The sequence below is a fragment of the Algoriphagus namhaensis genome (assembly GCF_042649705.1).
Classification (GTDB): Bacteria; Bacteroidota; Bacteroidia; order Cytophagales; family Cyclobacteriaceae; genus Algoriphagus; species Algoriphagus namhaensis.
Window position 1 is genome coordinate 1,231,343 of record NZ_JBHRZS010000007.1, and the last position, 24,011, is coordinate 1,255,353.

The window sequence follows — 24,011 nt, forward strand, 5'->3', positions numbered from 1 at the left end:
GATAGCCATCGCGGACAACGACCTACTGTTCATTCTTGGAATATTTAGAAATTAATCTTTCGCCAATCGACGGGTACTGAACGAAATCATCGACATATTTTCTAGACCTATTCTTCTTAATGTGTTTTTCAATTTTCAGTGCTAACGCCCTGTCTTGACAAGGAAGGCTTTTTGTTAAAATCCAATCATCAGACATACTTGTATACGATTCTGAATAAAAATGAGAGTTATGTTCTTCAAGCCGCTTATCAAGGTCGGATGTTTGACCGACATAGTATTTATCTCTACTCGGAGAATAAATAACATAAACAAAGAAACTGGACATATGCGCTAAAAATTATGTCCACAAAAAAAGGGAAAACATTTCTGTTTTCCCTTATTAAAGAGCCTCCTGTCGGGATCGAACCAACGACCTACTGATTACAAGTCAGTTGCTCTACCAGCTGAGCTAAGGAGGCTTTTTCCTTTAACGTGGTGCAAATATAGAAGCTTCAACTATTCACTCCAAGTCCTTCATGAGGAAAAATTCTATCCCCTTAAAAATGAGTGAGATTAATTTAAAATTCTCTTAAAATCGATAGTTTCTGTTTCAACTTTTCGATCTCATCTTCTGCTTTTTGAATCTTCACATCAAACTGATCTCGTAACTTGTCCGCAGTCTTTGACGCTGCAAAAAACTCTAGATTTGTCTTCCAAAGGGTGATGCTATTCTCCAATTCAGTAATCTGCTTTCGAATACCGTGCTCCTTCTTATTGATAGTCCTATTGGCATTTGGATCCGATTGAATTCGATTCAAGTTTAGTTTGAAAAGGAAGTTTTCTCGATCAAATCCTCCAGTATCAAGTTTTTCAAGATAAACATCCACTGCATTTTTAAACTCGGCTTGAATCTCCTTCATGTTCTTTCGAGGAACAAAACCGATCTCATTAAACTTATTGACCAATTCAGTAAGAGCTTCCTCTTGCAAATCACCTGCCTCAGCCAGTTTAAGGATCTCTGCACAGACTTCCTTCTTTTGAGCTAGATTCGCCTCATATTCAGAGTTGCTTGCCTTATTGGCATTCCTTCTGTTGTCAAAGAATGTATCGCAAGCAGTCTTGAATTTTTTGTAAAGGGCATCTCTGGTCTTTTCCGGTGTAGGACCTAAAGTCTTCCATTCCTTTTGAAGTCCGATCATCACATTGGCTGTCTTCTGCCAATCTGTGCTATCCATTACTTCCTCGGCTTTAGCGATCAGTTGCTCAGCATGCTTTTGATTTTCGGCTCTGACCTCATCAAGATTTTTAAAGAATTGATTCTTATTCTGGAAAAACTGCTTAAAGCCAGCCCAAAAAGCCTTATTGATCTCTTTTCCGGATTCTCTTGGCACTGGGCCTATTTTCTCCCAAGTCTTTTGAATCTCAAGAATTTCTTTGGTCTTAGCGTTCCAATCTTTAATTCGATCTGCTGAAAACTCAGTGAAAGTTTTGAGACTTTCGATCAGTTTTTCTTTTTCTTCCTGATTTTTCAAGAAAACCTCTTTCTGACCATCATAGTATTCCTTTCGACGATCATATACTGCATCCGAAGCAGCTTTGAATCGCTGCCAAAGCGCTTCCTGATCTTCTCTCGGTACTGGTCCAAAGTGCTTATACTCTTCGTGAAGCTCGTTGAGGGCTTTAATGGCAGTATTTAAGTCAGGCTCGTCTTTTAGCGCTTCAGCTTTCTCACAAAGTCCGACTTTAGAAGCTAGATTCTTCTTTCGATCGAGTTCCTTTAATTCAAAATAGATACTTCTATTATCATAGAAGCGATCCATCAAGGCATTATAATTTGCCCAAAGGCTTCTATTCTGTGAATTTGGAACCGGCCCTATAGCTTTCCACTCTTCTTGAATCGCTTTGATGGCATTGATACTAAGAGTCGTTTCTTCGCCATCTACCAGTTCTCGTAGTTTGTCAAGAATCTCATTCTTAAGCTCCAAGTTTTTCTCTTTTTGCTTTTCCGCTTCTTTTCTGGCGGTATTGACTTTTCGTCTATGCTCAAAATAAAAGACGTCAAACATCTTGTCCTCATCCGAAGGCTGAAAATCAAAATCGTCCTCTAATCCTCCTTCTTCTTTGAATTTGGCAAGTGCTAGATCCTTTTCTTCTTGGGCTAAAGCTTGATATGCCTTTCTTATTTCATTGATCAGTCGATCTATTTTGGAAGCCGTAGGAAGCGCAACTTTTTCTTTAAGAAGAACAAGAAGTTCTGTTTTATCTAAACTTGTCAGGTCTACCCCATCATCTTCTGAATCGTCCTCATCCGTAGAATCATCCTCATCTTCGGAGTCTTCTTCTGAATCCTCCTCCTTATTTTCGGTAACCAATTCAGCACTTTCACTTTCCTCTTTTTCTTCCTTCACAGCAGCTACCGCTTCAGGCTTAACTTCAGCCGTACTTTCCTCAACTTTCTCGTCCGTAGAAGCTGTGGTTTCTACCGGAGTAGACTCTTCTATAATTTCAGGGGATTCGTCTGCAGGAGATTCTTCACTAACCTCGGCAAATGAATCAATCTTTTCTTCAGAAGCGGGCTCTGAGCTACTTTGATCTTGCTCTTCAGCCTTTTCGATAGTTGCTTCTGAGGTTTCAGAAACATTGCTTTCTTCCTCTTTGGCCTCTACCTCTCCCGAATCAGAGGATTGCTCCTCAGCTACAGTGGAAGCTTGGATTTCTTCCGATGCTTCTTCAACTGTCTCTTCTACAGATTCATTGGTACTTTCTTTCTTCTTACCCTTTGCATCCTCATTTGGAGAATTTTGGGTCACCTTACCTTCTTCAGGTAATTCATTACTTTTCTCAGACATAAAAACAGAACTATTAACTCGTCAATATGGGCAAATGTATGGATTTTGCCTAATTTAATCGTGGGTCTAATGGATAATTTGCAAGCAGCTTAAATTCCCCGCCCATATTCTTCAGCAAACTTTTCCAAAGTTCTTCAGGAGTAAAAGAAAATGATGATTCATCAATGTTTTCTTGGCACAGAATCCAGGTATCTTCAGACATTTCATCAGACAATTGACCTGCACCCCATCCGCTATATCCAATAAAAAAACGAACCACATCAATATTCATACTCCCTAGTTTCAACTTTGAAACTAACTGCTCAAAATCACCTCCCCACCATAAATGCTCTCCAATCTGTATACTTCCCTCTAGTTCTTTCTCACCCACATAAACAAAGTGTAGTGTATTTTGCTCCACAGGCCCACCGACGAACACTTCCTTATCTAAGAAGTCCAGATCATCCACGATTTCATTCAGTCTCAAGATAGAGGGCTTATTGATCACAAAGCCAAAACTACCTTCGGCATTGTGATCGCACAGCAAGACCACGGACCTCACAAAATTCTGGTCCTGCAAAAATGGCTCTGAGATCAATAGATCACCAGCCGTAGGTGTGGGAGTAAATTTCTTTTCCATTCTTTCTCTACCAATGAGGATAAAAATATATACGATAATTTTTTAAATCCCATACCCATCTTAATTTTATAATCGAAAAATAATAGCCAACAAAGCATCATGGACATCGCATCAATACGTAAAGACTACACACTTAAATCATTAGAAATCAGCGATGTAAAAGCAAGCCCTTTTGATCAATTTCATTCTTGGCTTAGGGAAGCGGTGGATTCACAAGCATTGGAAGTCAACGCGATGACCTTATCTACAATGGGCTTAGATGGGGCACCAATAGGTAGAATTGTCCTTTTGAAAGAATTGGATCATGGTTTTGTGTTTTTTACTAATTATGAGAGTCAGAAAGGACAAGAATTGGCTCAAAATCCTAAGGCTTCCTTGACATTTTTTTGGGCAGAACTAGAGCGACAAGTGAGAGTTACCGGCAGCGTTGAAAAAATTGATTCTGTACAGTCAGATGAGTATTTCTTCTCCAGACCCATAAGTTCCCAATTGGGAGCCTGGACCTCTCCACAATCCAAGGTAATCGACTCCCGTGGGGAGTTAGAATTGCGTTTGAGTGAGGTAAGCAGACGATTTGAAAATGAAAAAATCAGCAGGCCTTCATTCTGGGGTGGCTACCGATTAATTCCAAAAAGCGTTGAGTTTTGGCAAGGAAGACCCAGTAGACTTCACGACAGAATTCGGTACGATCTGAAAGAAGATGGAAATTGGAATATTTCCCGTTTAGCTCCTTAATTATTTTAAGTCAAAAATATCATCGACCCCAAGGTATCGCTCTGATGTAAAGCCTTCACCATAGGTACGCATGATCCTATGTCCAAAATCTCGACCTCTAGCTTCAATAAAAGGTAGAAAATCAGGATTGGAAATAAAGCTTTCAGGCTCTTTACTTGAAGGGTCAAAAAACTGAGACTGGAAAGCCAAAATACTCTTAATCTTTATATCCCAATAATCTGTGATATCTACGATGAAATCTGGCTCTATATAATTGTTTTGAATGTAATGGTAAACATGTTTCGGTCTCCAAGGCTCTTGACTTTGACCTTCAAAGGTGGTTTCAATCTTTCGTAATCCACTCATAAAGCATGCGTTCGTGGCCAGCTGAGATCCTTTCCCATGATCAGGGTGACGGTCGCGAATGGCATTAGCCAAGACAATTTCTGGTCGATACTTTCTAATCACCCGAATCAATTCTAGTCGATGCCATTCATCATCTTCAAAAAATACATCCTTGAATTTCATGTTTTCCCGCGCCGCCAATCCCAAAATTTCAGCAGCAGCTTCGGCTTCTTGCATTCTGACCTCAGGTGTACCTCTGGTACCCATTTCTCCTTGAGTCAAATCAACAATTCCGACTTTCTTTCCTTTTGCAATTTGCGAAGCTATGGTACCTGAACAACCTAATTCTGCATCATCAGGATGCGAAGCAATCACGAGAATATCAAGTTTTGTCATACTAGTTTTATTGAATTCGAAGATTTTGACCGACGCGAAGGATACTTCGGGTACTTAGTCCATTCAATCGGGTAAGTTGAGATACTGTCACTCCATATCTGCGAGCAATAGCCCCCAGCGTATCCCCTCTCCTCACCCGATGGTAAGCTGCAGCACGTGCCTTACTTACATACCCAAAGGTCTCAGGTGTAATCGTTAGGTACTCATTTTTGATTCTATATTCAGAAAAATCATAGACAATCTCTGGGTCTAGTGCTAACCCTTGATAGCGCAGCTCGTAATGAAGATGAGAACCTGTACTTCGTCCGGTACTTCCGCCTAGACCAACAATTTCTCCGGCACTTACTTCTTGCCCCACCTCTACCAAAATCTTGGACAAGTGCCCATAGATGGTTTCTAAACCATTTTTATGCCTTAATACCACATAATATCCAAAACCATATCTATCATATGAGCGAATCCTAACGATTCCATCAAATCCAGCATAGACCGGGTCACGCATCTGTAGGTCCAAGTCGGTTCCTAAATGCTTTCTACCCCATCGAAAACCAAACCTAGACGTGACCGGAGTCGTTTCCAAGGGCATTTTCCAATCATATCCAAAAAATGGATCATATAATCTAAGCTGTATGGTATCTTGAAAGGTTTTCAGATCAAAATCATAGATATCAATCTTCTGACTGTCCCACGAACCATAATGTTCATAGGCGGTCACCCAAATGCTATCAATAAGAATTTGTTCTGAAATTTTTGCCAAGCGGTTTGTAGGAGCCCATATCATGAAGTCTTGGGCATCATCGACAATAGATCTCTGACGGGCCATATTCACTTCATTCTTGAAGAGAATAGAGTCTGTTCGCGAGGATAATTCTCTCAGAAGCCTGTCTCTATCAAAACCACCAAGCTCAATACTCTTTCTTTCCGTTGGGACGAATTCTTCGGTCTTGTTCTTCTTAATGATTTTAGGGAAAATCTGCGCATTAGCTTTTGTGGCAAAAACTAGGGCCGACACTCCTAAGAATAAGAACAATACAAAGGACTTCATGCAAATAGATTAGGTACTTTCTTTTTCAGCAAGGAATCTTTCCGCGTCTAGGGCTGCCATACATCCAGTTCCAGCCGCTGTTACTGCCTGACGATAAATATTATCCTGGGCATCACCACAAGCGAATACACCTTCCACGTTGGTCTTTGTGGAGCCTGGAATAGTTTTAAGATAACCGGCCGAATCCATGTGTAAATAATCCTTGAAAATTCCAGTGTTTGGTTGATGCCCTATAGCAACAAAGAAGCCAGAAACTTGAATTTCTCTTTTTTCTTTGGTTTGATTATTATAAACACGAACTCCAGTCACTTCCTCCTCGCCTAGAATTTCATCTGTCTCAGTATTCCAAAGGATTTCGATTTTGGGATTGCTCATCACCCGCTTTTGCATGATTTGTGAAGCCCTCATTTCATCACGTCTCACAAGCATATAAACCTTACTACAAATATTTGAAAGGTAGGATGCTTCCTCACAAGCAGTATCTCCTGCACCCACTATCGCCACCTCTTGGCCTCGGAAGAAAAAGCCATCGCAAACCGCACAGGCTGAAACTCCCTTTCCATTTAACCTTTCTTCACTCTCAATTCCAAGCCATTTTGCCGAAGCTCCGGTGGAGATAATCACCGTTTCAGCATGAATTTGCTTTTGATCGTCTATGGTAACCAATCGAGGATTTGAATCGAAGTCAACTTGGGTAGCGAGACCATATCGGACATCAGTTCCAAATCGCTCTGCTTGCTTTCTGAAATCCTCCATCATTTGTGGACCCATCACTCCATCGGGATATCCTGGATAATTTTCCACATCATTGGTGATGGTCAACTGGCCGCCTGGCTGTCCACCAGTATAGAGTACTGGTGAGAGACCTGCTCGAGATGCATAAATGGCTGCTGTATAACCTGCTGGGCCTGAGCCTATTATTAAAACTTTAACCTTTTCAATTTCTTGATCCATTCTGAACCTTATTTGGGTTTGCAAATTTTGTGAATTATAGGGGTTTAACTGCGCTTCGGAATGTTAAAATTCCCAAAGCGACTTAGGTTAAATCTTACTTTACTTTCAAAAAAGACAAATAAAAAAGGGGGCTTTCAACCCCCTCTTTCTTTCTTATCCAAGGTAAGGTTTCAGCGTCTTACTTCTGGAAGTATGTCTCAATCGTCGGATTGCTTTTTCTTTGATCTGTCGCACACGCTCTCGAGTCAAGTTGAATTTCTCTCCAATTTCCTCTAAAGTCATGGCATGCTCTCCATTCAGTCCAAAGTAAAGGGTGATCACATCTGCCTCACGCTGCGTTAGCGTAGACAATGCTCTTTGAACTTCCTTTCGAAGCGAATCATTCATCAAGCCATCATCAGGCTTCTCATCTCCATCATTTTCCAATACATCCAGAAGGCTGTTCTCTTCACCTTGTACGAATGGCGCATCCATGGATACATGTCGACCTGAGATCTTCATCGTATCAACCACTTCATTGGCAGTAACTTCAAGTACCTCTGCAAGCTCTTCAGGCGATGGCTCGCGCTCAAACTTTTGCTCAAGTTCACTGAAAGTTTTGCTGATTTTATTTAAAGAACCTACCCTATTAAGTGGGAGTCTTACGATTCTAGACTGCTCGGCAAGTGCCTGAAGAATAGACTGACGAATCCACCATACAGCATATGAGATGAACTTAAAACCTCTGGTTTCGTCAAATCGCTGAGCTGCCTTTATCAAACCAAGGTTTCCTTCATTGATCAAATCACCTAAAGAAAGTCCTTGATTTTGGTATTGTTTGGCTACAGACACCACAAATCTTAGATTCGCTTTGGTGAGTTTTTCCAATGCTAACTGATCGCCTTCTCTGATTCTTTTTGCAAGAACCACCTCTTCGTCCGCAGTCAACAAATCCACCTTACCAATCTCTTGAAGATACTTATCAAGCGACTGACTCTCTCTGTTGGTAATCTGTTTGCTAATTTTTAGCTGCCTCATTCAGAAATATTATTTATGAAATATTAATTTATAGCTTAGTAAAGTACTAATTATTGGACTGAATATTACTTTTTGTCTTCAGCTTTTTTTTCTGGCTTAGGCAAAAGTGCTTTTCTTGAAAGCTTAAACTTGCCTGTACGCTTGTCCACGTCGATTAACTTCACTTGGATCTCTTCACCTGGCTCGAGTACACCATCCATTGTCTCTACTCGCTCCCATTTGATCTCGGAGATATGTAATAAACCATCTTTACCTGGCATAAATTCCACAAATGCTCCAAAAGGTTGAATATTTTTCACCTTTCCAGTATAAGTCTCGCCAATTTCAGGCTGAGCGACGATTGCTTTGATTCGAGCAATTGCGGCATCCATGTTTTTCTGATTGGCAGAGAATACCATGATTTTACCCTGATTGTCGATTTCTTCGATCACAATCGTGGTTTCGGTATCCTTCTGCATTTCCTGAATCACTTTTCCACCTGGTCCGATCACCGCTCCGATCAATTCTTTTGGAATCATCATCTGGAATGAACGTGGTGTATGTGGCTTCAAGTCTGTTTTTGGCGCAGCCAAAGTCTTGGTAATCTCATCCAAAATGTGAAGTCTACCTTCCTTAGCCTGATAAAGCGCTTCTTTCAAAACTGCATAATCCAAACCTTCAACTTTCAAATCCATTTGGCAAGCAGTGATCCCTTTAGAAGTACCAGTAACTTTAAAGTCCATATCCCCCAAGTGATCCTCATCACCCAAAATATCAGATAGAATAGAATACTTTCCAGTTTTGCTGTCGGAGATCATTCCCATTGCTATCCCTGTTACAGGAGCTTTGATCTGAATACCAGCGTCCATCATAGCAAGCGAACCTGCACAGACCGTGGCCATGGACGATGAACCATTTGATTCTAGGATGTCAGATACAATTCTGATCGTGTAAGGATTGTCCTCAGGCGCAGGAAGTACTTTTTTCAAAGCTCTCATGGCTAGGTTACCATGTCCCACTTCTCTTCGTCCTGGCCCTCTATTTGGCTTAACCTCACCAGTAGAGAATCCAGGGAAATTATAATGAAGATAGAACTTATTGTATCCTGAGATAGTGGCTCCATCGATCATCATTTCATCCATCTTAGTACCTAAAGTACAAGTGGTAACAGATTGAGTTTCACCTCTAGTAAATACAGCCGAACCATGAGCGGATGGCAAATAGTCAACCACTGACCAAATTGGTCTAACTTCATTCAGCTTTCTACCGTCAAGTCTTTTCTTCTCGTCAAGAGTAAGATTTCTGGCGGCTTCCTTGTGAATTTTGCCAAAATATGGTCCGATCAAACTTGCTTCAAACTCATGCTCTTCGCCTAAGCTTTCCACAAATGCGTCTTTAATTTCTTTTACTAGTGCACTTCGCTCAGATTTGTTTGGAATCTGACGGCTTACCACATCATAAAGTTTGTCATAAAGCTCGGCTCTCATTTTATCAAAAAGTGCTGGGTCAGACTTTTCGTGATTGTACTCACGCTTCACTTCTTTACCCACCTCTTTGGTTAACTCTATTTGAGCCTGACAATGGCGCTTAATCTCTTCGTGAGCAAACTGCATGGCTTCTACCATTTCGTCTTCTTGGATCTCGTCTGCTTCACCTTCTACCATCAAGATAAAATCAAGTGAACCTGCAACAATGAATTCCAAGCTTGCCTTTTCCAAAGCAATGGGGCTAGGATTGATGACTAGTTTGCCATCGATTTTAGCAACGCGAACTTCAGAGATAGGTCCATTGAAAGGAATATCTGAGACTGCCAAAGCAGCAGATGCCGCAAGGCCTGCCAATGCATCTGGAAGCACATCTTCATCAGAAGACATCAAAGTAATGGCAATCTGTGTATCTGCGTGGTAATCATCTGGGAAAATAGGTCTGATCGCACGATCTACAATTCGGCTGATCAAAATTTCGTAATCGGAAAGTCTTCCTTCTCTTTTTAAGAAACCGCCTGGGATTTTACCTGACGCGGCAAATTTCTCTTGGTAATCTACTGACATCGGTAAAAAGTCTACTCCTTCTCCGGCTTCCTTTTTGGAAACTACCGTGGCCAAAAGCATTGCTTTGCCCATCCGTACTACTACAGCTCCGTCAGCTTGTTTTGCCAGTGCACCCGTTTCTATTGTAATTTCTCTTCCATCTTCTAGGGTGATGGTCTTGGTGATTAAGTTTGGTAACATAAATGATTGTTAAATGTGTGGTTGTAAATCTAAAAATGGATTGTACTCCCCTTTAAAAAGAAAAAAGTAAGGTTCTCACAATAGAGAACCTTACCAAGGGTTTTATTTTCTAAGACCGAGCTCAGCGATAATCGCTCTGTATCGCTCAATGTCTTTCTTGTAAAGGTAATCGAGAAGACTTCTTCTCTTACCTACTAGTTTCAATAAGCCAAGTCTTGAAGAGTGATCCTTCTTGTTTGACTTAAGGTGTTCTGTGAGGTGTAGAATTCTGTGTGTAAAGAGGGCAATCTGAGACTCAGGTGATCCTGTGTCAGTTTCAGATTTTAACCGTCCATGATTCTTAAACAACTCTTGTTTTTTCTCTGGTCTTAAATACATGTTTAGCTAAATTTTATAAAACAGTGACAAAGGTAAGGCTAATCTTCAAATAATAAAAGCTCAATTCGAATTTGAACTGGACCTTTTCAGGCCATTCTTCAGCTTTTTCCATAATTCTACATAGAAATCAGGCTCAAACAGCCTAGCATCCTTTCTTGCTTGTTTTAAAAAGAAAAGTCCAAAGGGAATTAAGGCAAGATTTGAAAACCATGTGCCAAAAAATGGGTCTACTATCCCCTCTTTTGCCCACTTTTCTCCAGTGATGGTAAGCATGTAATAAAGGATAAAGAAGATGATGGAAAAAAGAACCGGTGTTCCAAGCCCTCCTTTTTTTATAATAGCTCCTAAAGGCGCGCCAATCATAAACATTACTATACAGGCAAATGCCTGAGTGTATTTTTGATACCAAGCGATTTCGTATCTACGATACTCCCGTTGGTGATTGTCCACCGTTAATGCCTTTCCGTTAAATGTGTTTTTTAGATTCCTAGAATTGTTCACTGCCATGGTCAGCGCATTGGTCATATAATTCCTCGCTTCAACCACGGAATCTAACATTGCTCTTTCCTCTGCGGTGAATGACTCCGTACGACCTGGTTTCAGCACCTTTTTGGGGATCTCTTCTGGAATAGAATCTGTTGCGGATGAATCTTGGACCGTTCGAATTTTCTTTATGCTCGCTCTGGCTTGAAGTCTTTTGGACCTGAATAGCGTATCACTCGCTGAAGGCTCAGACACCGCTATGGTTGATTCTTCCTCGGCCACCACTAAGTTACTTAAAACTTCTCCTTCAGGCGCTTTGATTATCAGATCTGGATTTTCTGCCAATCGAATACTATCTCGTCTTATGGAATCAATTTTCGCAACTTGATCAAGTGAATCATTGTAAGCCTTGAGTTTCTTGGCCTTGATACTTCTCAGCGTATCATCTTGTGCTTTGCGGTCATAGATTTCTTTAGGAGGAGTGAGCGATCGTTCTCTGGTGAAGAATGGATAGATACCCGAGGCAGTTTGGTAATTTTGATAGATCTGATCATTCACGCGGGTATCGATGGAATCTAATCCCTCTCGGATTTCGCTAATGTTTTTTATGGCTCGATTGGTTGACCAAAGATCTTCTGGCGTGCGGTCCAGTTCGAATGCATCCAAGTTAAAGATGATGGTGTTCTCAGCAAAACTCGTTCTGCTAAATTCCACCGGTTTTTCTGAAATACCTCTCATTGCCCTTGCTTCCTTGTAATTTTGCCCATTAAATAGAATGAACCGTAGATATTTCTCATCCATAAATGACTCCATAATGCCAGAGTCAGCCAGTGTGACACTTAGGTTGCCGAGGCCCTGAGAATGATCATAAATGATAATGTCTTTCAACTGCTTCTCTCCTATTTTTTCATTGACTTTAATACTGTAATTGGGAATTCCTCCATAAAACACCCCCTCCTTAATTTCCAATGCAGGGGATTTCATCCGTATATCATACAAAAGACTGAAGGTCTTCAAATTGACCTTGGGGACTACATAATTATTAGAGAGATAAGCAAAAAAGGATAATACAACCACAAAGACTCCAATGGGTAAAAGAGCTCTTAAAAGGGAAATTCCACTACTCTTTATCGCGGTGAGTTCAAAATGCTCTCCTAGATTGCCAAAAGTCATCAAAGCTGAAAGTAGAACAGCCAAAGGCAAGGCCATAGGAGAAATGCTGATCACGAAATAGCCGATGAGCTCCATGTAGATCCAAAAGCCCAGGCCCTTTCCGAAGATTTCATCGAAATACTTCAGCATGTTGACGGTCAGGAGGATAAAATCCACCACCACAAAGGTCAATAAAAATGGGCCTAAAAAAGACCCAAGGATAAGCTTATCAAGTTTCTTCATGGACTAAATACCTTGAGAAAAAATACGTGAATTTCTTAAGGCGGTTCAAAAATGGCAATAAAGTTCAATTTATCCGCCGATAGTCTCTTTTAGTTTGCCCACTAGACCATCCCAAATCGCATGCATTTCTTCTTCATCAAAGTCTTCGGTGTAATCGATGATTTTCAAGAACATCGTCTGAGTTAACTCGTTTTCCTCCAGCTTGAATTCTATGTATGCATGATCCTCTGCATTGGGATTGTCCGGATCAAAAAAATCATATTTCACATGTGAATTGAGTCGAATGGATGCCACTTTGGCGTGATGCTCTTCATTATCAAAGAAGAAAATAAAGTTTTTATCCTCATCAATCCGGACTTCATCCGCAAACCAATCTTCTAATCCACTGGCTGTACTCAAATAACTGAACAGCATTTTTTTCGAGGCATTGATTTGATAATCAGTGACAAATTTAGTTTTTACCATGACCGTAATATTTTAGTAAATGAAAAATCTTTTTTTTTCAATAAACCCTTCTTGCTTTTCACAATCCAACCACTCATATTTGCATTCCCGTTTAAAGAAACGGTCATTTCATAAGAAAATACGCAATGGAAGGCTGTATTGCCCCTCGTGTCTTTCTTAATATAGGGATTAATTTTAGAAGAAAAGCGATCCCAATTGAATTAAAGAATTCAGGATTAAAATCAGGATATAATACCCTGATAATCACTCAATAATTTTTGCAAAAAAATGGCGAGGTAGCTCAGTTGGTTAGAGCGCAGGATTCATAACCCTGAGGTCACGGGTTCAACTCCCGTCCTCGCTACAAAGGCTTTCAGAAATGGAAGCCTTTTTTATTTTAAATTAATGATCATCAGGATTCATATCCGCCTCGGCGGACACGGGTTCAACTCCCGTCCTCGCTACAAAGGCTTTCAGAAATGGAAGCCTTATTTATTTTTGTACCTATGAAAGAATTCGTCGTATATGTTCTTTATTCCTTTCCAACAGGTAAAACATACACCGGAATGACTTCTGATTTAATCACAAGGTTTCATTTTCACAATCTAAAATCAACCAAGGGATTTACCATAAGATATAGACCTTGGACTGTCATCTGGGTTGAATTTTTTAATTTTAAAACAGATGCATTGAGTCGAGAAAAAGAATTGAAATCCGGGAAAGGGCGAGAATGGATAAAAAAGGAAATACTTCCCCTCTACCTAAAATAATTGTTCAGGATTCATATCCGCCTCGGCGGACACGGGTTCAACTCCCGTCCTCGCTACAAAGGCTTTCGGAAACGGAAGCCTTTTTTTAATCAAAGAATCAGGAGGATTCATACTCTCAAGACCAAGGCGGTCACGGGCCTGCCTGTCCTCATACAGATTCAATTCCTCCCGAAATAAAACGCAAAAAAAAAGTCCTGATTTTCATCAGGACTTCCGTAAAGCAAGGTTGTGCAACCCTTACTTCACACTTTCAACAACAGCTTTGAATGCCTCTGGGTGGTTCATCGCAAGATCAGCCAAAACTTTTCTGTTTAGTTCGATCTCTGATTTGCCCAATAATCCCATCAACTTTGAATAAGACATGCCGTGCTCTCTTGCACCTGCATTGATACGCTGAATCCACAAAGCTCTGAATTCTCTCTTCTTCGCTTTACGGTCTCTGTACGCATACTGAAGTCCTTTTTCGTACTTGTTTTTGGCTACTGTCCATACATTAGAACCTCTTCCGAAGTATCCTCTGGTGGCCTTTAGCACTTTTTTTCTTCTTGCTCTTGACGCTACTGCGTTTACCGATCTTGGCATAATTTTTAAATTTTTGACACTTGGTGTTTCGAGTTATTCGAAATCTTGATTACCAAAGCATCTGGTGAATAAATAAACCTGTAATTAATTAATGATTTGCTGAAAATCAGATTCTCAACATGTCACGTACTCTACCTTCGTCAGACTCATGTACAAGACCAGTCTTGGTCAAGTTATGCTTCCGCTTCGTAGATTTTTTCGTCAGGATGTGGCTTTTGAAAGCGTGTTTCCTTTTGATTTTGCCAGTTCCCGTTAACGCGAACCGCTTCTTTGCACTTGATTTGGTTTTTACTTTTGGCATTTTGCTGTATTTATTTAGTTGAAATTATTTCTTACCTGCCTTAGGTGCGATGAAAATATTCATTCGCTTACCTTCTAGCTTGGGAAGCTGCTCTACTGCTCCATACTCTTCTAACGCTTGAGCAAACTTCAATAGCAACATCTCCCCTCTTTCTTTAAACACAATACTACGACCAACGAAATGCACATAAGCTTTCACTTTTGCTCCTTCTTTTAGGAAGTTGATGGCATGCTTTAGCTTAAAGTTAAAGTCATGGTCATCAGTATTGGGTCCAAAACGGATTTCTTTTAATACAACCTTTGAAGCATTGGCTTTAATTTCCTTCTGCTTCTTTTTTTGCTCGTACTTGAATTTGGCATAATCCAGAATCTTACAAACTGGTGGACTTACATTCGGTGAAATCTCCACCAAATCCAAATCGTTTTCCTGTGCGAGCTTAATCGCAGCTTCTGTGGTCAACACGGCATTGCCGCCTTCCACGAAATCTCCCACGAGTCTTACTTCGCGGGCCCTGATTTTCTGATTGATCTTGTAAGGTTCTTCTTGCCTTCCTCGGTACGGTTGTCTACTTCTCAAATTTTAATTGGTTGTCTTAATGAAATCGCGTGCAAATATCGTAATAATTTCTAATTAAAGAAAAGGACATTAAATATATCCTAGTTAGCCTCTGCCTAATGACTCAGAGATAATTCCCTGAAAATAAGCTATAAATTCTTCTGGAGTGTAACTTCCAAGGTCACCCTCCCCATGTTTTCGAACAGAAAGCTTTCGTTCTTCCTGTTCCTTTTCTCCTAAAATTAGCATAAATGGGACTTTCTTCACTTCTGAATCCCGAATTTTTCTACCAATTTTTTCATCCCGATTATCGATATGTCCTGCAATATCGTGCTCATCAAGCAAAGCCTTCACTTCTTCAGCGTAGTCCAAGTATCTCTCAGAAATTGGCAAAATATTGATTTGATCAGGAGAAAGCCAAAGTGGGAAATTACCAGCACAATGCTCAATCAACACCGCTACAAAACGCTCCAAAGAGCCAAATGGCGCACGGTGGATCATTACTGGTCTGTGTTTTTGATTGTCCGAACCGATATACTCCAATTCAAAACGATCTGGAAGCTGGTAATCGACCTGAATGGTACCCAACTGCCATTTTCTCCCTAAGGCATCTTTAACCATAAAGTCAAGCTTAGGTCCATAGAATGCAGCCTCACCTAGCTCAGTTACGGTGTCAAGTCCTTTTTCAGCAGCGGCCTCAATAATGGCAGATTCAGCTTTGTTCCAGGCTTCATCTCCTCCAATGTACTTTGAAGGATTCTCTGGATCTCTAAGTGAAATTTGTGCCGTATAGTCTTCAAAACCCAAGGCCTTAAACACATAAAGCACCAGATCAATCACTTTGATAAACTCTTCTTTAACCTGATCAGGCCTACAGAAAATATGCGCATCGTCTTGAGTAAAGCCTCTCACACGGGTCAATCCATGCAATTCTCCACTTTGCTCATACCGGTAAACAGTACCAAACTCCGCATAGCGGATGGGCAATTCCTTGTATGAGTGCGGCTTATGCTTATATATTTCACAGTGATGGGGACAATTCATCGGCTTAAGCAAAAACTCCTCCCCCTCATGAGGTGTCGCTATAGGCTGAAATGAATCCTTTCCGTATTTCTCATAGTGACCAGAAGTTTCATAAAGTGCTTTATGCCCGATATGAGGTGTGATCACTTGCTGATAGCCTGATTTGTCCTGTGCTTTCTTTAAAAAACTCACCAATCGCTCTCGAAGTAAGGTTCCTTTAGGAAGCCAAAGCGGCAATCCCATTCCTACTTTTTCTGAAAAGGTAAAAAGCTCAAGTTCGCGACCCAGCTTTCTATGATCACGTTTTTTAGCTTCTTCCAAAAGTGTCAAATATTCGCTCAGCTCCTTTGCCTTCGGGAAAGTGACACCATAGATTCGGGTGAGCATTTTGCTTTTTTCATCACCTCTCCAGTACGCACCAGCAATGTTGGTAAGCTTCACTGCTTTGATAAAGCCAGTATTGGGTATGTGCGGACCGCGGCAAAGATCAGTGAAATTACCCTGCTCATAAAACGTGATGGTACCATCTTCCAGTCCTTCGAGAAGGTCCAATTTATATTTATCCCCTTTCTTTTGATAATAGGAAACCGCATCTGCTTTGGAGATTTCCTTGCGGATATACTCGTTTTTCTGACGAGCAAGCTCCACCATCTTGGCTTCTATTTTCTCTAGCTCCTCACCCTCCAATTTATGATCACCAAAATCAACATCGTAATAAAAACCGGTCTCAATTGGTGGTCCAATACCGAATTTAATTCCTGGATATAAATCTTCCAAAGCCTCGGCAAGCAAGTGCGCAGAAGAATGCCAAAAGGTATTTTTCCCTTCCAAATCATTCCAAGTTAATAGCTGTAGGCTTGCATCTTCATGAATGGCCCGCGTGGCATCCCATACCTGTCCATTTACTTTGGCTCCTAGAACATTCCGAGCTAAACCCTCGCTGATACTCGCAGCAATCTGTAGTCCGGTAGTTCCTTTTTCGTACTCCTTCACTGTTCCATCAGGAAGGGTGATCTTAATTTGTTGTGACATAAAATAAAAAAGCCTTTACAAACAGGCGATTGTTTAAGCTGCAAATATGCAAAGCTAGATTCCAAAGGAAAAATGAATCTCAATATTAATAAGCTCTGTAATCGACGATTCTAGATTATATAGCGAATAAGTAACAATAAACTAACCTACAATATAATCTGGGCCGATATTTTTACCCCAAATGGTTTTGCTCCAGGATTATCCAAATAGGTCATCCGATGGAAAAAGTCAACCCTGAAAAATTTGAAGATATTTTCTATCCCATAGCCTAGCTCTAGATACGGTTTGGCAGGATCGAGCCGCCCAAATGTTTCGAGCATATTGCCATCAGGGTCTTCCGTGGGAGCATTTGCAATATTGGCATCCCGTACCGATCCGAATAGAATATTTGCATTGGCTACACCTCTCCACTTAAGCTTCTTGATCAAAGGAATTTTATTCAATAAAAACCCTTCAAAGAAATGTCTGTACCTCAGGCTGAAATATTGATCTGAAGCAAACTCGTTGAAATTCATGGTATTGAATGCCGCATTGGTATAGAAGAGGGTTTCATTCCCAAGATGGTTTCGGAGCAAAGGATAAGGTACTTCCCCGAAAATTTTTCCTGCTTCAGCTTCATACCGTGATACCCCAAGCATCCCCATATTCAGACGCTGATAGACATACAGACTTAATTTGGAGTAATCAAAATCCCCATCAAGCCATTGAAAACCTTTAGTGTAGTTTAATTCGAAAATAGGCCATCGAGACGGACCGAAGGATACTCGCTCATTATCATTGATAATGATGATCTCATCGCGACCATATCTTACCCCTACTTTGGCTTCTGTGGTATGAAATTCAGATTTATACTCCCCGGTATCTTTCTCTAAATAAAAGAAGTCATAAAGCGGATCAAATTGACTGGTGCGAAGACCTGCGGAAAGTAGAAACCCTTTGAAGATTTCTCGCTGAAACTCCAGGCGATGGTTGGTACTGAGATATGGCCGTCGAAGTGTTCCAAATCTACTTGCCGCCAAGAAAATACTATTACCCGCCAAACTCTCAATCTCCAATCCCACTTGGTCAATTTCTCGCTGTGAGGTCAAAGAAAGAGTTGTCCAACGCTCTCGATTTAGAATTCTCGTGACTGAGCCTGTAAACTTCAATCTTTCATCCTTAAGGCCATAAGCCGCATAGCCTTCCAGCAGCCATTTGTTGCTGAATTTCAAGTTAGTTCGGAAGCCCATGCCCAACCTTACGCCTTCCACATCATTGTAATTGAAAAATCCGGGCCAAGGACCCAAATCCACTTTGCCAACAGGCAAGTAACCCGTAGCAAAGAATTTCAGGCCTTCAGAGTAAAATCGAATCACTGGAATCTTACGCAGTGTATCCACCATTTGTAATACTGCTAATTCCTCTGAACTCAATGGATCTTGACGGTTGGCCTTCCAAAACTCCTCTCCCCCCGAATCGAAGTCTGGTCGAAGTACTACAGCTTGGTTAAAAAAAGAAGTCTGCTGAGGATCGTTCAGTTTAACGCTATCTGCGGAGGTGTAGAACTTTGCCAATAACCCTGCCGTATTTGGCGTCACTTGACCTATTTTAATCTGTACTCTAGTCTTGGAAGGAATTAATGGTCCTGAAGCGGTTGGCTGCAGGACTTGTTGGATTTTGATCCGCTCAATAAAATTCAAATTAGCTTCCTTGTTGATCGTTAAATCCACCTGCTTGAGCGCATATGTTTTGGTATTGATCCAGATCGTACCAGAGAAAGCCAAGTCTTGCTCCCGCAAAGGGTACACCTGCAGCAAATACGCTGAATCGCCTTCAATCAGCACAGAATCCAATAAATCGTAATCGTAAAATCCTTTCCAGCCATCTGCAATCGGCGATACAAATTCCTTTTCCAGAATGTTAAGCCAATTTTTATAAAAATTATATTCCTGAAAAGCAGATCCGGTGATCTGGGAGGTGGTGGATCCATCCGTGATCCCAACTCCTGTCACTTTTGACTTTTCTACAATCTCTTTCTTAAGCTCTGGATTATTTCTGAAATAAAACTTCGATAAAGTCTCAGAAAAGAATATCGGCAAAATCTTTTCCCCCTCATCGTTGGTGAGCTGTTTGATGGAGTCCAAGACATTGGTTACTTTTTGCACAGCCTTCCGCTGTGTAAAAGACTCTGAAACCTGGTCAATGTCGATTTCTATTTTTGTGTAGTTTTTGGTTTCATATGCCTCCAGATTCCGCTTATCAAACTCTTTTTTCTTAGCGACTGCTCTTCTTATGATTTCAAAAGCAGGATTTTCCCCCGCCTCAAAAACAAAAGCTTCTAATTCAAAATCCGATGGCCTGAGCTGAAAATTGATGGTTTGCTCCCTTGCATCTGTTAAGGGCTTTGTTTGACTGAAATACCCCAAATAGCTGACTTGGAGACTATCAGCAGACACATTGCTTTCGATAATAAAATTTCCCTCAAAATCTGTGGATTTCCCCACAGAAGTACCTTTGAGCAAGACAGAGGCAAAGGGAATGGGGTCACCAGTTTCGGCATCAGTCACTTTTCCTTTGACAATTCGCTGAGCAGAGACCTGAAATGAGCCAATAAAAATTAAAATGAAAAAAAGGAGTCGCATCATTGATTTAAGCTGGATTGGGCAAATCCGTTTCAAAATTAGCTGAATATGGCAAGTAAATCGGATCTGATTAAATAAAGTTCTCTTTTGACTATTAAAAGCTCTTAAAAAACTGACCCGTTTTGAAAATTAGGCTTTTATATTTGTTTGAAATTTACACCTATGACATTTGATATAGCAATAGTGGGTGGAGGTATTGTTGGGCTGGCTACAGCACTTAAAATCCAGCAAAAATCCCCAAAATTGAAAGTAGTAATCTTGGAGAAGGAAGCCCAACTTGCCAAGCATCAAACCGGTAACAATAGCGGAGTAATCCACTCAGGATTATACTATAAACCCGGTTCACTCAAAGCGACCAATTGTCTTCAGGGCTACAAAGAATTGGTGCAATTTTGCGAAGAAGAAAGCATTCCTTTCGAGCTCACGGGAAAGGTCGTGGTGGCCACTAGAGAAGAGCAAAAGCCTCTACTTAATAATTTGCTGGAGCGTGGCCTTCAAAATGGACTTACCGGTACCCGAGCTATCACACTTGAGGAGCTAAAAGAGTACGAGCCCCATTGCGCCGGGGTAGCGGCCATTCATGTACCACAAACTGGAATTGTGGATTATTACGAAGTGGCTTTGGCCTATGGCCGAAAGTTTATTCAACATGGAGGACAGATTTTTTATAATCATAAAGTACTTAAAATCAATAGGAATGGTAATCTAAATGTAATCATTACTTCAGATAAGGTTGTAGAAGCAAAATTGGTAGTAAACTGCGCTGGTCTGTACTCAGACAAGGTCGCTCAAATGACCAGCCAAAAGGATGTTCAGGTAAAAATCATTCCGTTCCGTGGGGAATATTATAAGCTGAAAAAGGAGAAGGAGTACCTGGTTAAAAATTTGATTTACCCTGTTCCGGATCCAAATTTTCCGTTTTTGGGAGTGCACTTTACTCGAATGAAAAAAGGAGGTGTAGAAGCTGGACCCAATGCAGTGTTAGCCTTCAAAAGAGAAGGATACAAAAAGTCTCAAGTTGATTTGGGTGAATTAGGAGAAACCCTAGCTTGGCCTGGTTTCCAAAAAGTAGCTGCAAAATATTGGCAGACAGGATTTGGAGAACTATACCGCTCCTTTTCGAAAGCTGCATTTACCAAAGCTCTCCAGGAATTAATTCCTGAAATTCAACAATCTGATCTGGAAGATGGAGGTGCGGGCGTTCGAGCTCAAGCTTGCGATCGTACAGGAGGATTATTGGATGACTTTGCAATTGAGGAGACTAAAACAGCTATTAATGTGTTGAATGCCCCATCGCCTGCTGCCACAAGCTCTTTGGCAATTGGTGGTACCATAGCAGACATGGTCGTCTCTCGATTTGATTAATGATCGACCTGAGTAATGACGCTATCTGGAAAATACCGATCTGCCAAGGCAATCATTTCATCTCCTCTGACAAGATCTGCGGCTGTTAATTCCGATGTATGTTGGTGACCACTTGCGCCTAAGAGCTCCACTACGGCATGAACAGTGTTCTTGTGGTAATTGTATACACGCTCAGCCTTATCAGTAACCACAAGTCCTTTTTCTAGGCTTTTTCGCTGCGTGGCCACTCCAGTTGGACAATCATTGGAATTGCATCTCAAGGCCTGAATACAGCCCAAACTAAACATAAAGCCTCTGGCCGCATTGCAGATATCAGCCCCGATTGCGATATTCCTTACTATGGAAAAGGCGCTAATCGCCTTTCCTGCGGCGATGACTTTGATTTGATCCCGAATCCCAAACTTTTCCAATGTACTTCTGACGAAAATCAATGCCGGCAAAAGAGGAATACCTACGCTATCGGAAAACTCTAAAGGAGCGGCACCTGTACCCCCTTCGGCCCCATCTATTGTGATAAAGTCAGGAAATGAATTTCGCTTCATCATGGCCTTACAGATCGACAGAAACTCCTCTGTCCTTCCGATACAAAGCTTGAAGCCTACCGGCTTTCCTCCTGACAATTCTCTCAATTGACTTACAAAGTCAATCAACCCTTCTTCATTATGAAAAGCACTATGAGCTGGTGGAGAGAGAATGGTCTCCCCTGCCTTAACTCCTCTGATTTCAGCGATTTCAGGAGTATTTTTTACACCAGGAAGAACTCCTCCATGACCAGGCTTTGCTCCCTGTGAAAGTTTAATTTCGATCATTTTGACCTCGGGCCAATTGGCTTTCTCTTGGAAGGCCTCTGGAGAAAAATTACCATGTTCATCCCTACAACCAAAGTAGCCTGTTCCGATCTGCCAAACTAAATCTCCCCCATTTCTATGATAATGTGAAATCCCGCCTTCTCCGGTGTTATGATAAAAATTTCCTTTTGCAGCACCTTTATTTAATGCCATGATTGCTCTTGAGGATAGGGAACCAAAGCTCATCGCTGAAATATTGTAAATAGATGCTGAATAGGGTTGTAAACAGTCCTTCCCGCCGATCATCACTCTAGGATCCTTATCCTTTGGCACGACAGCATAGATGGAGTGCCGTAGTGCCATGTAATCCGATTCACCTATATCTCGCTGTGTACCAAACGGATGAGTATCATTCACACTTTTGGCCCGCCGATAAGCCAATGCTCTGGTGTTTCTATCGAAGGGTTTTCCATCCGTATTGCTTTCAATAAAATATTGCTGGATCTCAGGACTAATAGATTCAAGTAAATATCTAAAATGACCTACAAGAGGGAAATTCCTAAGGATTGCGTGCTTTCTTTGAAAGACGTCATAAACGCCAATAAAAAAGAGTAAAAGAAGCAACCAAAGCACAAAACGACCCAAATCAAAATTCATGAATTGGAAGTACCACATCAAAAAAATCGTGATTAGACCAAGGAGAAAGAGTCCCCCAAAAAAGAACTTGCGCATAGATGAGACAAATGGTGATTAGGCTTCAATATACTAAAAGCCATAAGCAATCACCCCAACAAAAACTCTCGAAACCGGTATTCCGCCCAAGTAAATTCATCATCCCGCAAAACAAAACCAGTATGACCACCCCTTTTTGGCATTTCTAGAATAATTTCTTCCTTGGTTCTAGCCAATTTCTCAGGATAGCATTCCGGACCCAACAAGGGATCATTCAAGGCATTTATCACCAAGGTAGGAATGGCGATATCAGGCATCCATTGATCAGCAGAAACGGACTGGTAGAAATCATTTGCATCAGCGAAGCCATGAAGTTTTGCGGTAAACGCTGTGTCAAAGGTGTCAAAATCATTCACACGCTCCAGTAACTCCAAATCGACTAAATCGGGAAATTGCTCTCCTTTCCTTCGCATTTTCTCTTTGAGTTTTCCAAGAAACCGCTTTTTGTAAAACACATTTCGCTTCTCTTTCAAAGTCGCGGCACTACTTGGTAGATTAACCGGGGTGGAGTATACGGCGGCCTTTTTGATTTGGTTAGGAAGATTTGCTCCCTTTTCACCGAGATATTTGAGAGTTTGAGCTCCTCCCATGCTGATGCCAGTCAGATAGATAGTCTCATATTTCTGCGTAGCCAAAACGTGCTCTACAGTCGTATTGAGGTCATAGCTCGCTCCATGATGATACAAGATGGGTTGAAGATTCATTTCCCCACCACAGCTCCTATTGTTCCAAACCAAAACGTCCACTTGATTTTTGTTAAAAAGCTTTACTAATCCACGAACATAATGACGTTCTGAATCTCCTTCAAGACCATGAGAAATGATAAGTAGGGTATTGCTCCCAACCTTTGCCCAATCTAGATTAAGGAAATCCTGATCTGGTGTAGGGATTTTTTCTCGAGTATAGACGACGTGCTCAACATTCCTAAAAAGGCTCGGCACTATGGTTTCCAAATGCCCGTTAAAAAGATAAAATGGTGGTTTTCGGTACGTGGAAGGAATAACTGGCATGGAAATGAGAGTTTCCTACAAAAGTAAATAAAGTAAGTGCCTGAAAAAAAACTACTATTCCAGCGAATGAAGCTGGGCTATTGCTTTCTCCAGCTGCCCAGATACCTGCTTGGCATGGGCATTAAAGCTTGGACCGAAGCCCTCGCTTTCTAAAATTACCTTTCCTTCATTTAGAAATTCGATCAAATCATCAAAACCAAAAAGCATTAATGTTGGCTTAACCTTATGACGAACTTGTTGGATGATCATTTCATTACTTTGGATCATTCCCTCTTCATATTTCTGCTTTAACTCTTCCATACCAGATTTAATAGCTCGGGTCAATTGGCTCTTAAAGTCTTGGTCACCATCCGCCATTTCGTCAATTTTGGATAATAGGTTAGGGTAATGTTGATTCATAGGCG

22 protein-coding genes and 2 tRNA genes are annotated in these 24,011 nt (G+C 41.0%); 4 read left to right on the forward strand and 20 right to left on the reverse strand.

All coding sequences use genetic code 11. The features are described from left to right. Positions 1–22: 22 nt before the first annotated feature. The 4 genes from ACFOSV_RS13630 to ACFOSV_RS13645 form a co-directional block, all read right to left on the reverse strand. The gene (locus ACFOSV_RS13630; protein WP_377906572.1) at positions 23–325 is read right to left on the reverse strand and encodes a GIY-YIG nuclease family protein; all 303 of its coding nucleotides are present in this window, start codon (positions 323–325) and stop codon (positions 23–25) included. 60 nt (positions 326–385) lie between these two features. Further along, positions 386–458 (reverse strand) — tRNA-Thr (locus tag ACFOSV_RS13635). A 99-nt stretch (positions 459–557) separates the two neighbouring features. After that, on the reverse strand, positions 558–2,828 hold the full coding sequence (locus ACFOSV_RS13640) for a DUF349 domain-containing protein (protein WP_377906573.1): 2,271 nt from the start codon (positions 2,826–2,828) through the stop codon (positions 558–560). 49 nt (positions 2,829–2,877) lie between these two features. Beyond that, the gene (locus tag ACFOSV_RS13645) at positions 2,878–3,447 is read right to left on the reverse strand and encodes a YqgE/AlgH family protein (protein ID WP_377906574.1); all 570 of its coding nucleotides are present in this window, start codon (positions 3,445–3,447) and stop codon (positions 2,878–2,880) included. Between the two features lie 99 nt (positions 3,448–3,546). On the opposite strand from ACFOSV_RS13645, the gene pdxH reads away from it, so the two are divergent. After that, a complete protein-coding gene (pdxH, locus tag ACFOSV_RS13650) occupies positions 3,547–4,182 on the forward strand; it encodes a pyridoxamine 5'-phosphate oxidase (RefSeq protein WP_377906575.1) in 636 nt (211 codons plus the stop codon). Here the strand turns inward: pdxH and bshB1 are convergent, their stop codons facing one another. The 8 genes from bshB1 to ACFOSV_RS13690 all read right to left on the reverse strand — a co-directional run bounded on the left by bshB1 (position 4,183) and on the right by ACFOSV_RS13690 (position 12,849). Further along, positions 4,183–4,902 carry a bacillithiol biosynthesis deacetylase BshB1 gene (bshB1, locus tag ACFOSV_RS13655; RefSeq protein WP_377906576.1) on the reverse strand — a complete coding sequence of 240 codons (720 nt, stop codon included), beginning with the start codon at positions 4,900–4,902 and terminating at the stop codon, positions 4,183–4,185. 7 nt (positions 4,903–4,909) lie between these two features. Continuing rightward, positions 4,910–5,947, reverse strand: coding sequence for a peptidoglycan DD-metalloendopeptidase family protein (locus ACFOSV_RS13660; protein ID WP_377906577.1), 1,038 nt, complete (start codon positions 5,945–5,947; stop codon positions 4,910–4,912). Between the two features lie 9 nt (positions 5,948–5,956). Then, on the reverse strand, positions 5,957–6,901 hold the full coding sequence (trxB, locus tag ACFOSV_RS13665; protein ID WP_377906578.1) for a thioredoxin-disulfide reductase: 945 nt from the start codon (positions 6,899–6,901) through the stop codon (positions 5,957–5,959). 153 nt (positions 6,902–7,054) lie between these two features. Next, positions 7,055–7,918 carry a sigma-70 family RNA polymerase sigma factor gene (locus tag ACFOSV_RS13670; RefSeq protein ID WP_057936313.1) on the reverse strand — a complete coding sequence of 288 codons (864 nt, stop codon included), beginning with the start codon at positions 7,916–7,918 and terminating at the stop codon, positions 7,055–7,057. Positions 7,919–7,983: 65 nt separating this feature from the next. Further along, the gene (gene pnp / locus ACFOSV_RS13675) at positions 7,984–10,128 is read right to left on the reverse strand and encodes a polyribonucleotide nucleotidyltransferase (RefSeq protein WP_377906579.1); all 2,145 of its coding nucleotides are present in this window, start codon (positions 10,126–10,128) and stop codon (positions 7,984–7,986) included. 102 nt (positions 10,129–10,230) lie between these two features. After that, a complete protein-coding gene (gene rpsO / locus ACFOSV_RS13680; RefSeq protein WP_377906580.1) occupies positions 10,231–10,506 on the reverse strand; it encodes a 30S ribosomal protein S15 in 276 nt (91 codons plus the stop codon). Positions 10,507–10,566: 60 nt separating this feature from the next. Continuing rightward, a complete protein-coding gene (locus ACFOSV_RS13685; protein ID WP_377906581.1) occupies positions 10,567–12,384 on the reverse strand; it encodes an LptF/LptG family permease in 1,818 nt (605 codons plus the stop codon). Positions 12,385–12,453: 69 nt separating this feature from the next. Beyond that, positions 12,454–12,849, reverse strand: coding sequence for an START-like domain-containing protein (locus ACFOSV_RS13690; RefSeq protein ID WP_377906582.1), 396 nt, complete (start codon positions 12,847–12,849; stop codon positions 12,454–12,456). A 269-nt stretch (positions 12,850–13,118) separates the two neighbouring features. Here ACFOSV_RS13690 and ACFOSV_RS13695 point away from each other — a divergent pair. Together ACFOSV_RS13695 and ACFOSV_RS13700 are read left to right on the forward strand one after the other, a co-directional pair. Further along, positions 13,119–13,192, forward strand: a tRNA-Met gene (locus ACFOSV_RS13695). A 142-nt stretch (positions 13,193–13,334) separates the two neighbouring features. Next, positions 13,335–13,598 carry a GIY-YIG nuclease family protein gene (locus tag ACFOSV_RS13700; RefSeq protein WP_377907311.1) on the forward strand — a complete coding sequence of 88 codons (264 nt, stop codon included), beginning with the start codon at positions 13,335–13,337 and terminating at the stop codon, positions 13,596–13,598. 237 nt (positions 13,599–13,835) lie between these two features. On the opposite strand, the gene rplT is transcribed toward ACFOSV_RS13700, so the two are convergent. The 5 genes from rplT to ACFOSV_RS13725 all read right to left on the reverse strand — a co-directional run bounded on the left by rplT (position 13,836) and on the right by ACFOSV_RS13725 (position 19,715). Then, complete coding sequence (gene rplT / locus ACFOSV_RS13705) at positions 13,836–14,180, reverse strand: 50S ribosomal protein L20 (protein WP_377906583.1); 345 nt, start codon at positions 14,178–14,180, stop codon at positions 13,836–13,838. Positions 14,181–14,286: 106 nt separating this feature from the next. Next, positions 14,287–14,481, reverse strand: a complete 195-nt coding sequence (rpmI, locus tag ACFOSV_RS13710) for a 50S ribosomal protein L35 (RefSeq protein ID WP_091691841.1) — start codon at positions 14,479–14,481, stop codon at positions 14,287–14,289. Positions 14,482–14,505: 24 nt separating this feature from the next. Next, on the reverse strand, positions 14,506–15,057 hold the full coding sequence (gene infC, locus ACFOSV_RS13715) for a translation initiation factor IF-3 (RefSeq protein WP_377906584.1): 552 nt from the start codon (positions 15,055–15,057) through the stop codon (positions 14,506–14,508). Positions 15,058–15,141: 84 nt separating this feature from the next. After that, positions 15,142–17,091 (reverse strand): threonine--tRNA ligase, encoded by a 1,950-nt coding sequence (gene thrS, locus ACFOSV_RS13720; protein WP_377906585.1) that lies wholly within the window; start codon positions 17,089–17,091, stop codon positions 15,142–15,144. Positions 17,092–17,237: 146 nt separating this feature from the next. Then, positions 17,238–19,715, reverse strand: coding sequence for a DUF5686 and carboxypeptidase-like regulatory domain-containing protein (locus ACFOSV_RS13725; RefSeq protein ID WP_377906586.1), 2,478 nt, complete (start codon positions 19,713–19,715; stop codon positions 17,238–17,240). Positions 19,716–19,874: 159 nt separating this feature from the next. Here ACFOSV_RS13725 and lhgO point away from each other — a divergent pair, with 159 nt between their 5' ends. Then, entirely contained in the window at positions 19,875–21,077 is a 1,203-nt protein-coding gene (gene lhgO, locus ACFOSV_RS13730) for an L-2-hydroxyglutarate oxidase (RefSeq protein WP_377906587.1), read from the forward strand. Here the strand turns inward: lhgO and ACFOSV_RS13735 are convergent. The 3 genes from ACFOSV_RS13735 to ACFOSV_RS13745 are packed head-to-tail and all read right to left on the reverse strand — an operon-like array spanning position 21,074 to position 24,006. After that, positions 21,074–22,597, reverse strand: coding sequence for an FMN-binding glutamate synthase family protein (locus ACFOSV_RS13735; protein WP_377906588.1), 1,524 nt, complete (start codon positions 22,595–22,597; stop codon positions 21,074–21,076). The two genes, lhgO and ACFOSV_RS13735, sit on opposite strands and share 4 nt — an antisense overlap. 50 nt (positions 22,598–22,647) lie before the next feature. Beyond that, the gene (locus ACFOSV_RS13740) at positions 22,648–23,607 is read right to left on the reverse strand and encodes a YheT family hydrolase (RefSeq protein WP_377906589.1); all 960 of its coding nucleotides are present in this window, start codon (positions 23,605–23,607) and stop codon (positions 22,648–22,650) included. A gap of 54 nt (positions 23,608–23,661) precedes the next feature. Then, positions 23,662–24,006 (reverse strand): hypothetical protein, encoded by a 345-nt coding sequence (locus tag ACFOSV_RS13745; protein WP_377906590.1) that lies wholly within the window; start codon positions 24,004–24,006, stop codon positions 23,662–23,664. Positions 24,007–24,011 lie beyond the last annotated feature (5 nt).

Coding starts and splice junctions, on each gene's coding strand:
- ACFOSV_RS13630 (WP_377906572.1), bottom strand. CDS start 325: ATGTCCAGTTTCTTTGTTTATGTTATTTATTCTCCGAGTAGAGATAAA.
- ACFOSV_RS13640 (WP_377906573.1), bottom strand. CDS start 2,828: ATGTCTGAGAAAAGTAATGAATTACCTGAAGAAGGTAAGGTGACCCAA.
- ACFOSV_RS13645 (WP_377906574.1), bottom strand. CDS start 3,447: ATGGAAAAGAAATTTACTCCCACACCTACGGCTGGTGATCTATTGATC.
- pdxH (WP_377906575.1), top strand. CDS start 3,547: ATGGACATCGCATCAATACGTAAAGACTACACACTTAAATCATTAGAA.
- bshB1 (WP_377906576.1), bottom strand. CDS start 4,902: ATGACAAAACTTGATATTCTCGTGATTGCTTCGCATCCTGATGATGCA.
- ACFOSV_RS13660 (WP_377906577.1), bottom strand. CDS start 5,947: ATGAAGTCCTTTGTATTGTTCTTATTCTTAGGAGTGTCGGCCCTAGTT.
- trxB (WP_377906578.1), bottom strand. CDS start 6,901: ATGGATCAAGAAATTGAAAAGGTTAAAGTTTTAATAATAGGCTCAGGC.
- ACFOSV_RS13670 (WP_057936313.1), bottom strand. CDS start 7,918: ATGAGGCAGCTAAAAATTAGCAAACAGATTACCAACAGAGAGAGTCAG.
- pnp (WP_377906579.1), bottom strand. CDS start 10,128: ATGTTACCAAACTTAATCACCAAGACCATCACCCTAGAAGATGGAAGA.
- rpsO (WP_377906580.1), bottom strand. CDS start 10,506: ATGTATTTAAGACCAGAGAAAAAACAAGAGTTGTTTAAGAATCATGGA.
- ACFOSV_RS13685 (WP_377906581.1), bottom strand. CDS start 12,384: ATGAAGAAACTTGATAAGCTTATCCTTGGGTCTTTTTTAGGCCCATTT.
- ACFOSV_RS13690 (WP_377906582.1), bottom strand. CDS start 12,849: ATGGTAAAAACTAAATTTGTCACTGATTATCAAATCAATGCCTCGAAA.
- ACFOSV_RS13700 (WP_377907311.1), top strand. CDS start 13,335: ATGAAAGAATTCGTCGTATATGTTCTTTATTCCTTTCCAACAGGTAAA.
- rplT (WP_377906583.1), bottom strand. CDS start 14,180: ATGCCAAGATCGGTAAACGCAGTAGCGTCAAGAGCAAGAAGAAAAAAA.
- rpmI (WP_091691841.1), bottom strand. CDS start 14,481: ATGCCAAAAGTAAAAACCAAATCAAGTGCAAAGAAGCGGTTCGCGTTA.
- thrS (WP_377906585.1), bottom strand. CDS start 17,091: ATGTCACAACAAATTAAGATCACCCTTCCTGATGGAACAGTGAAGGAG.
- ACFOSV_RS13725 (WP_377906586.1), bottom strand. CDS start 19,715: ATGATGCGACTCCTTTTTTTCATTTTAATTTTTATTGGCTCATTTCAG.
- lhgO (WP_377906587.1), top strand. CDS start 19,875: ATGACATTTGATATAGCAATAGTGGGTGGAGGTATTGTTGGGCTGGCT.
- ACFOSV_RS13735 (WP_377906588.1), bottom strand. CDS start 22,597: ATGCGCAAGTTCTTTTTTGGGGGACTCTTTCTCCTTGGTCTAATCACG.
- ACFOSV_RS13740 (WP_377906589.1), bottom strand. CDS start 23,607: ATGCCAGTTATTCCTTCCACGTACCGAAAACCACCATTTTATCTTTTT.
- ACFOSV_RS13745 (WP_377906590.1), bottom strand. CDS start 24,006: ATGAATCAACATTACCCTAACCTATTATCCAAAATTGACGAAATGGCG.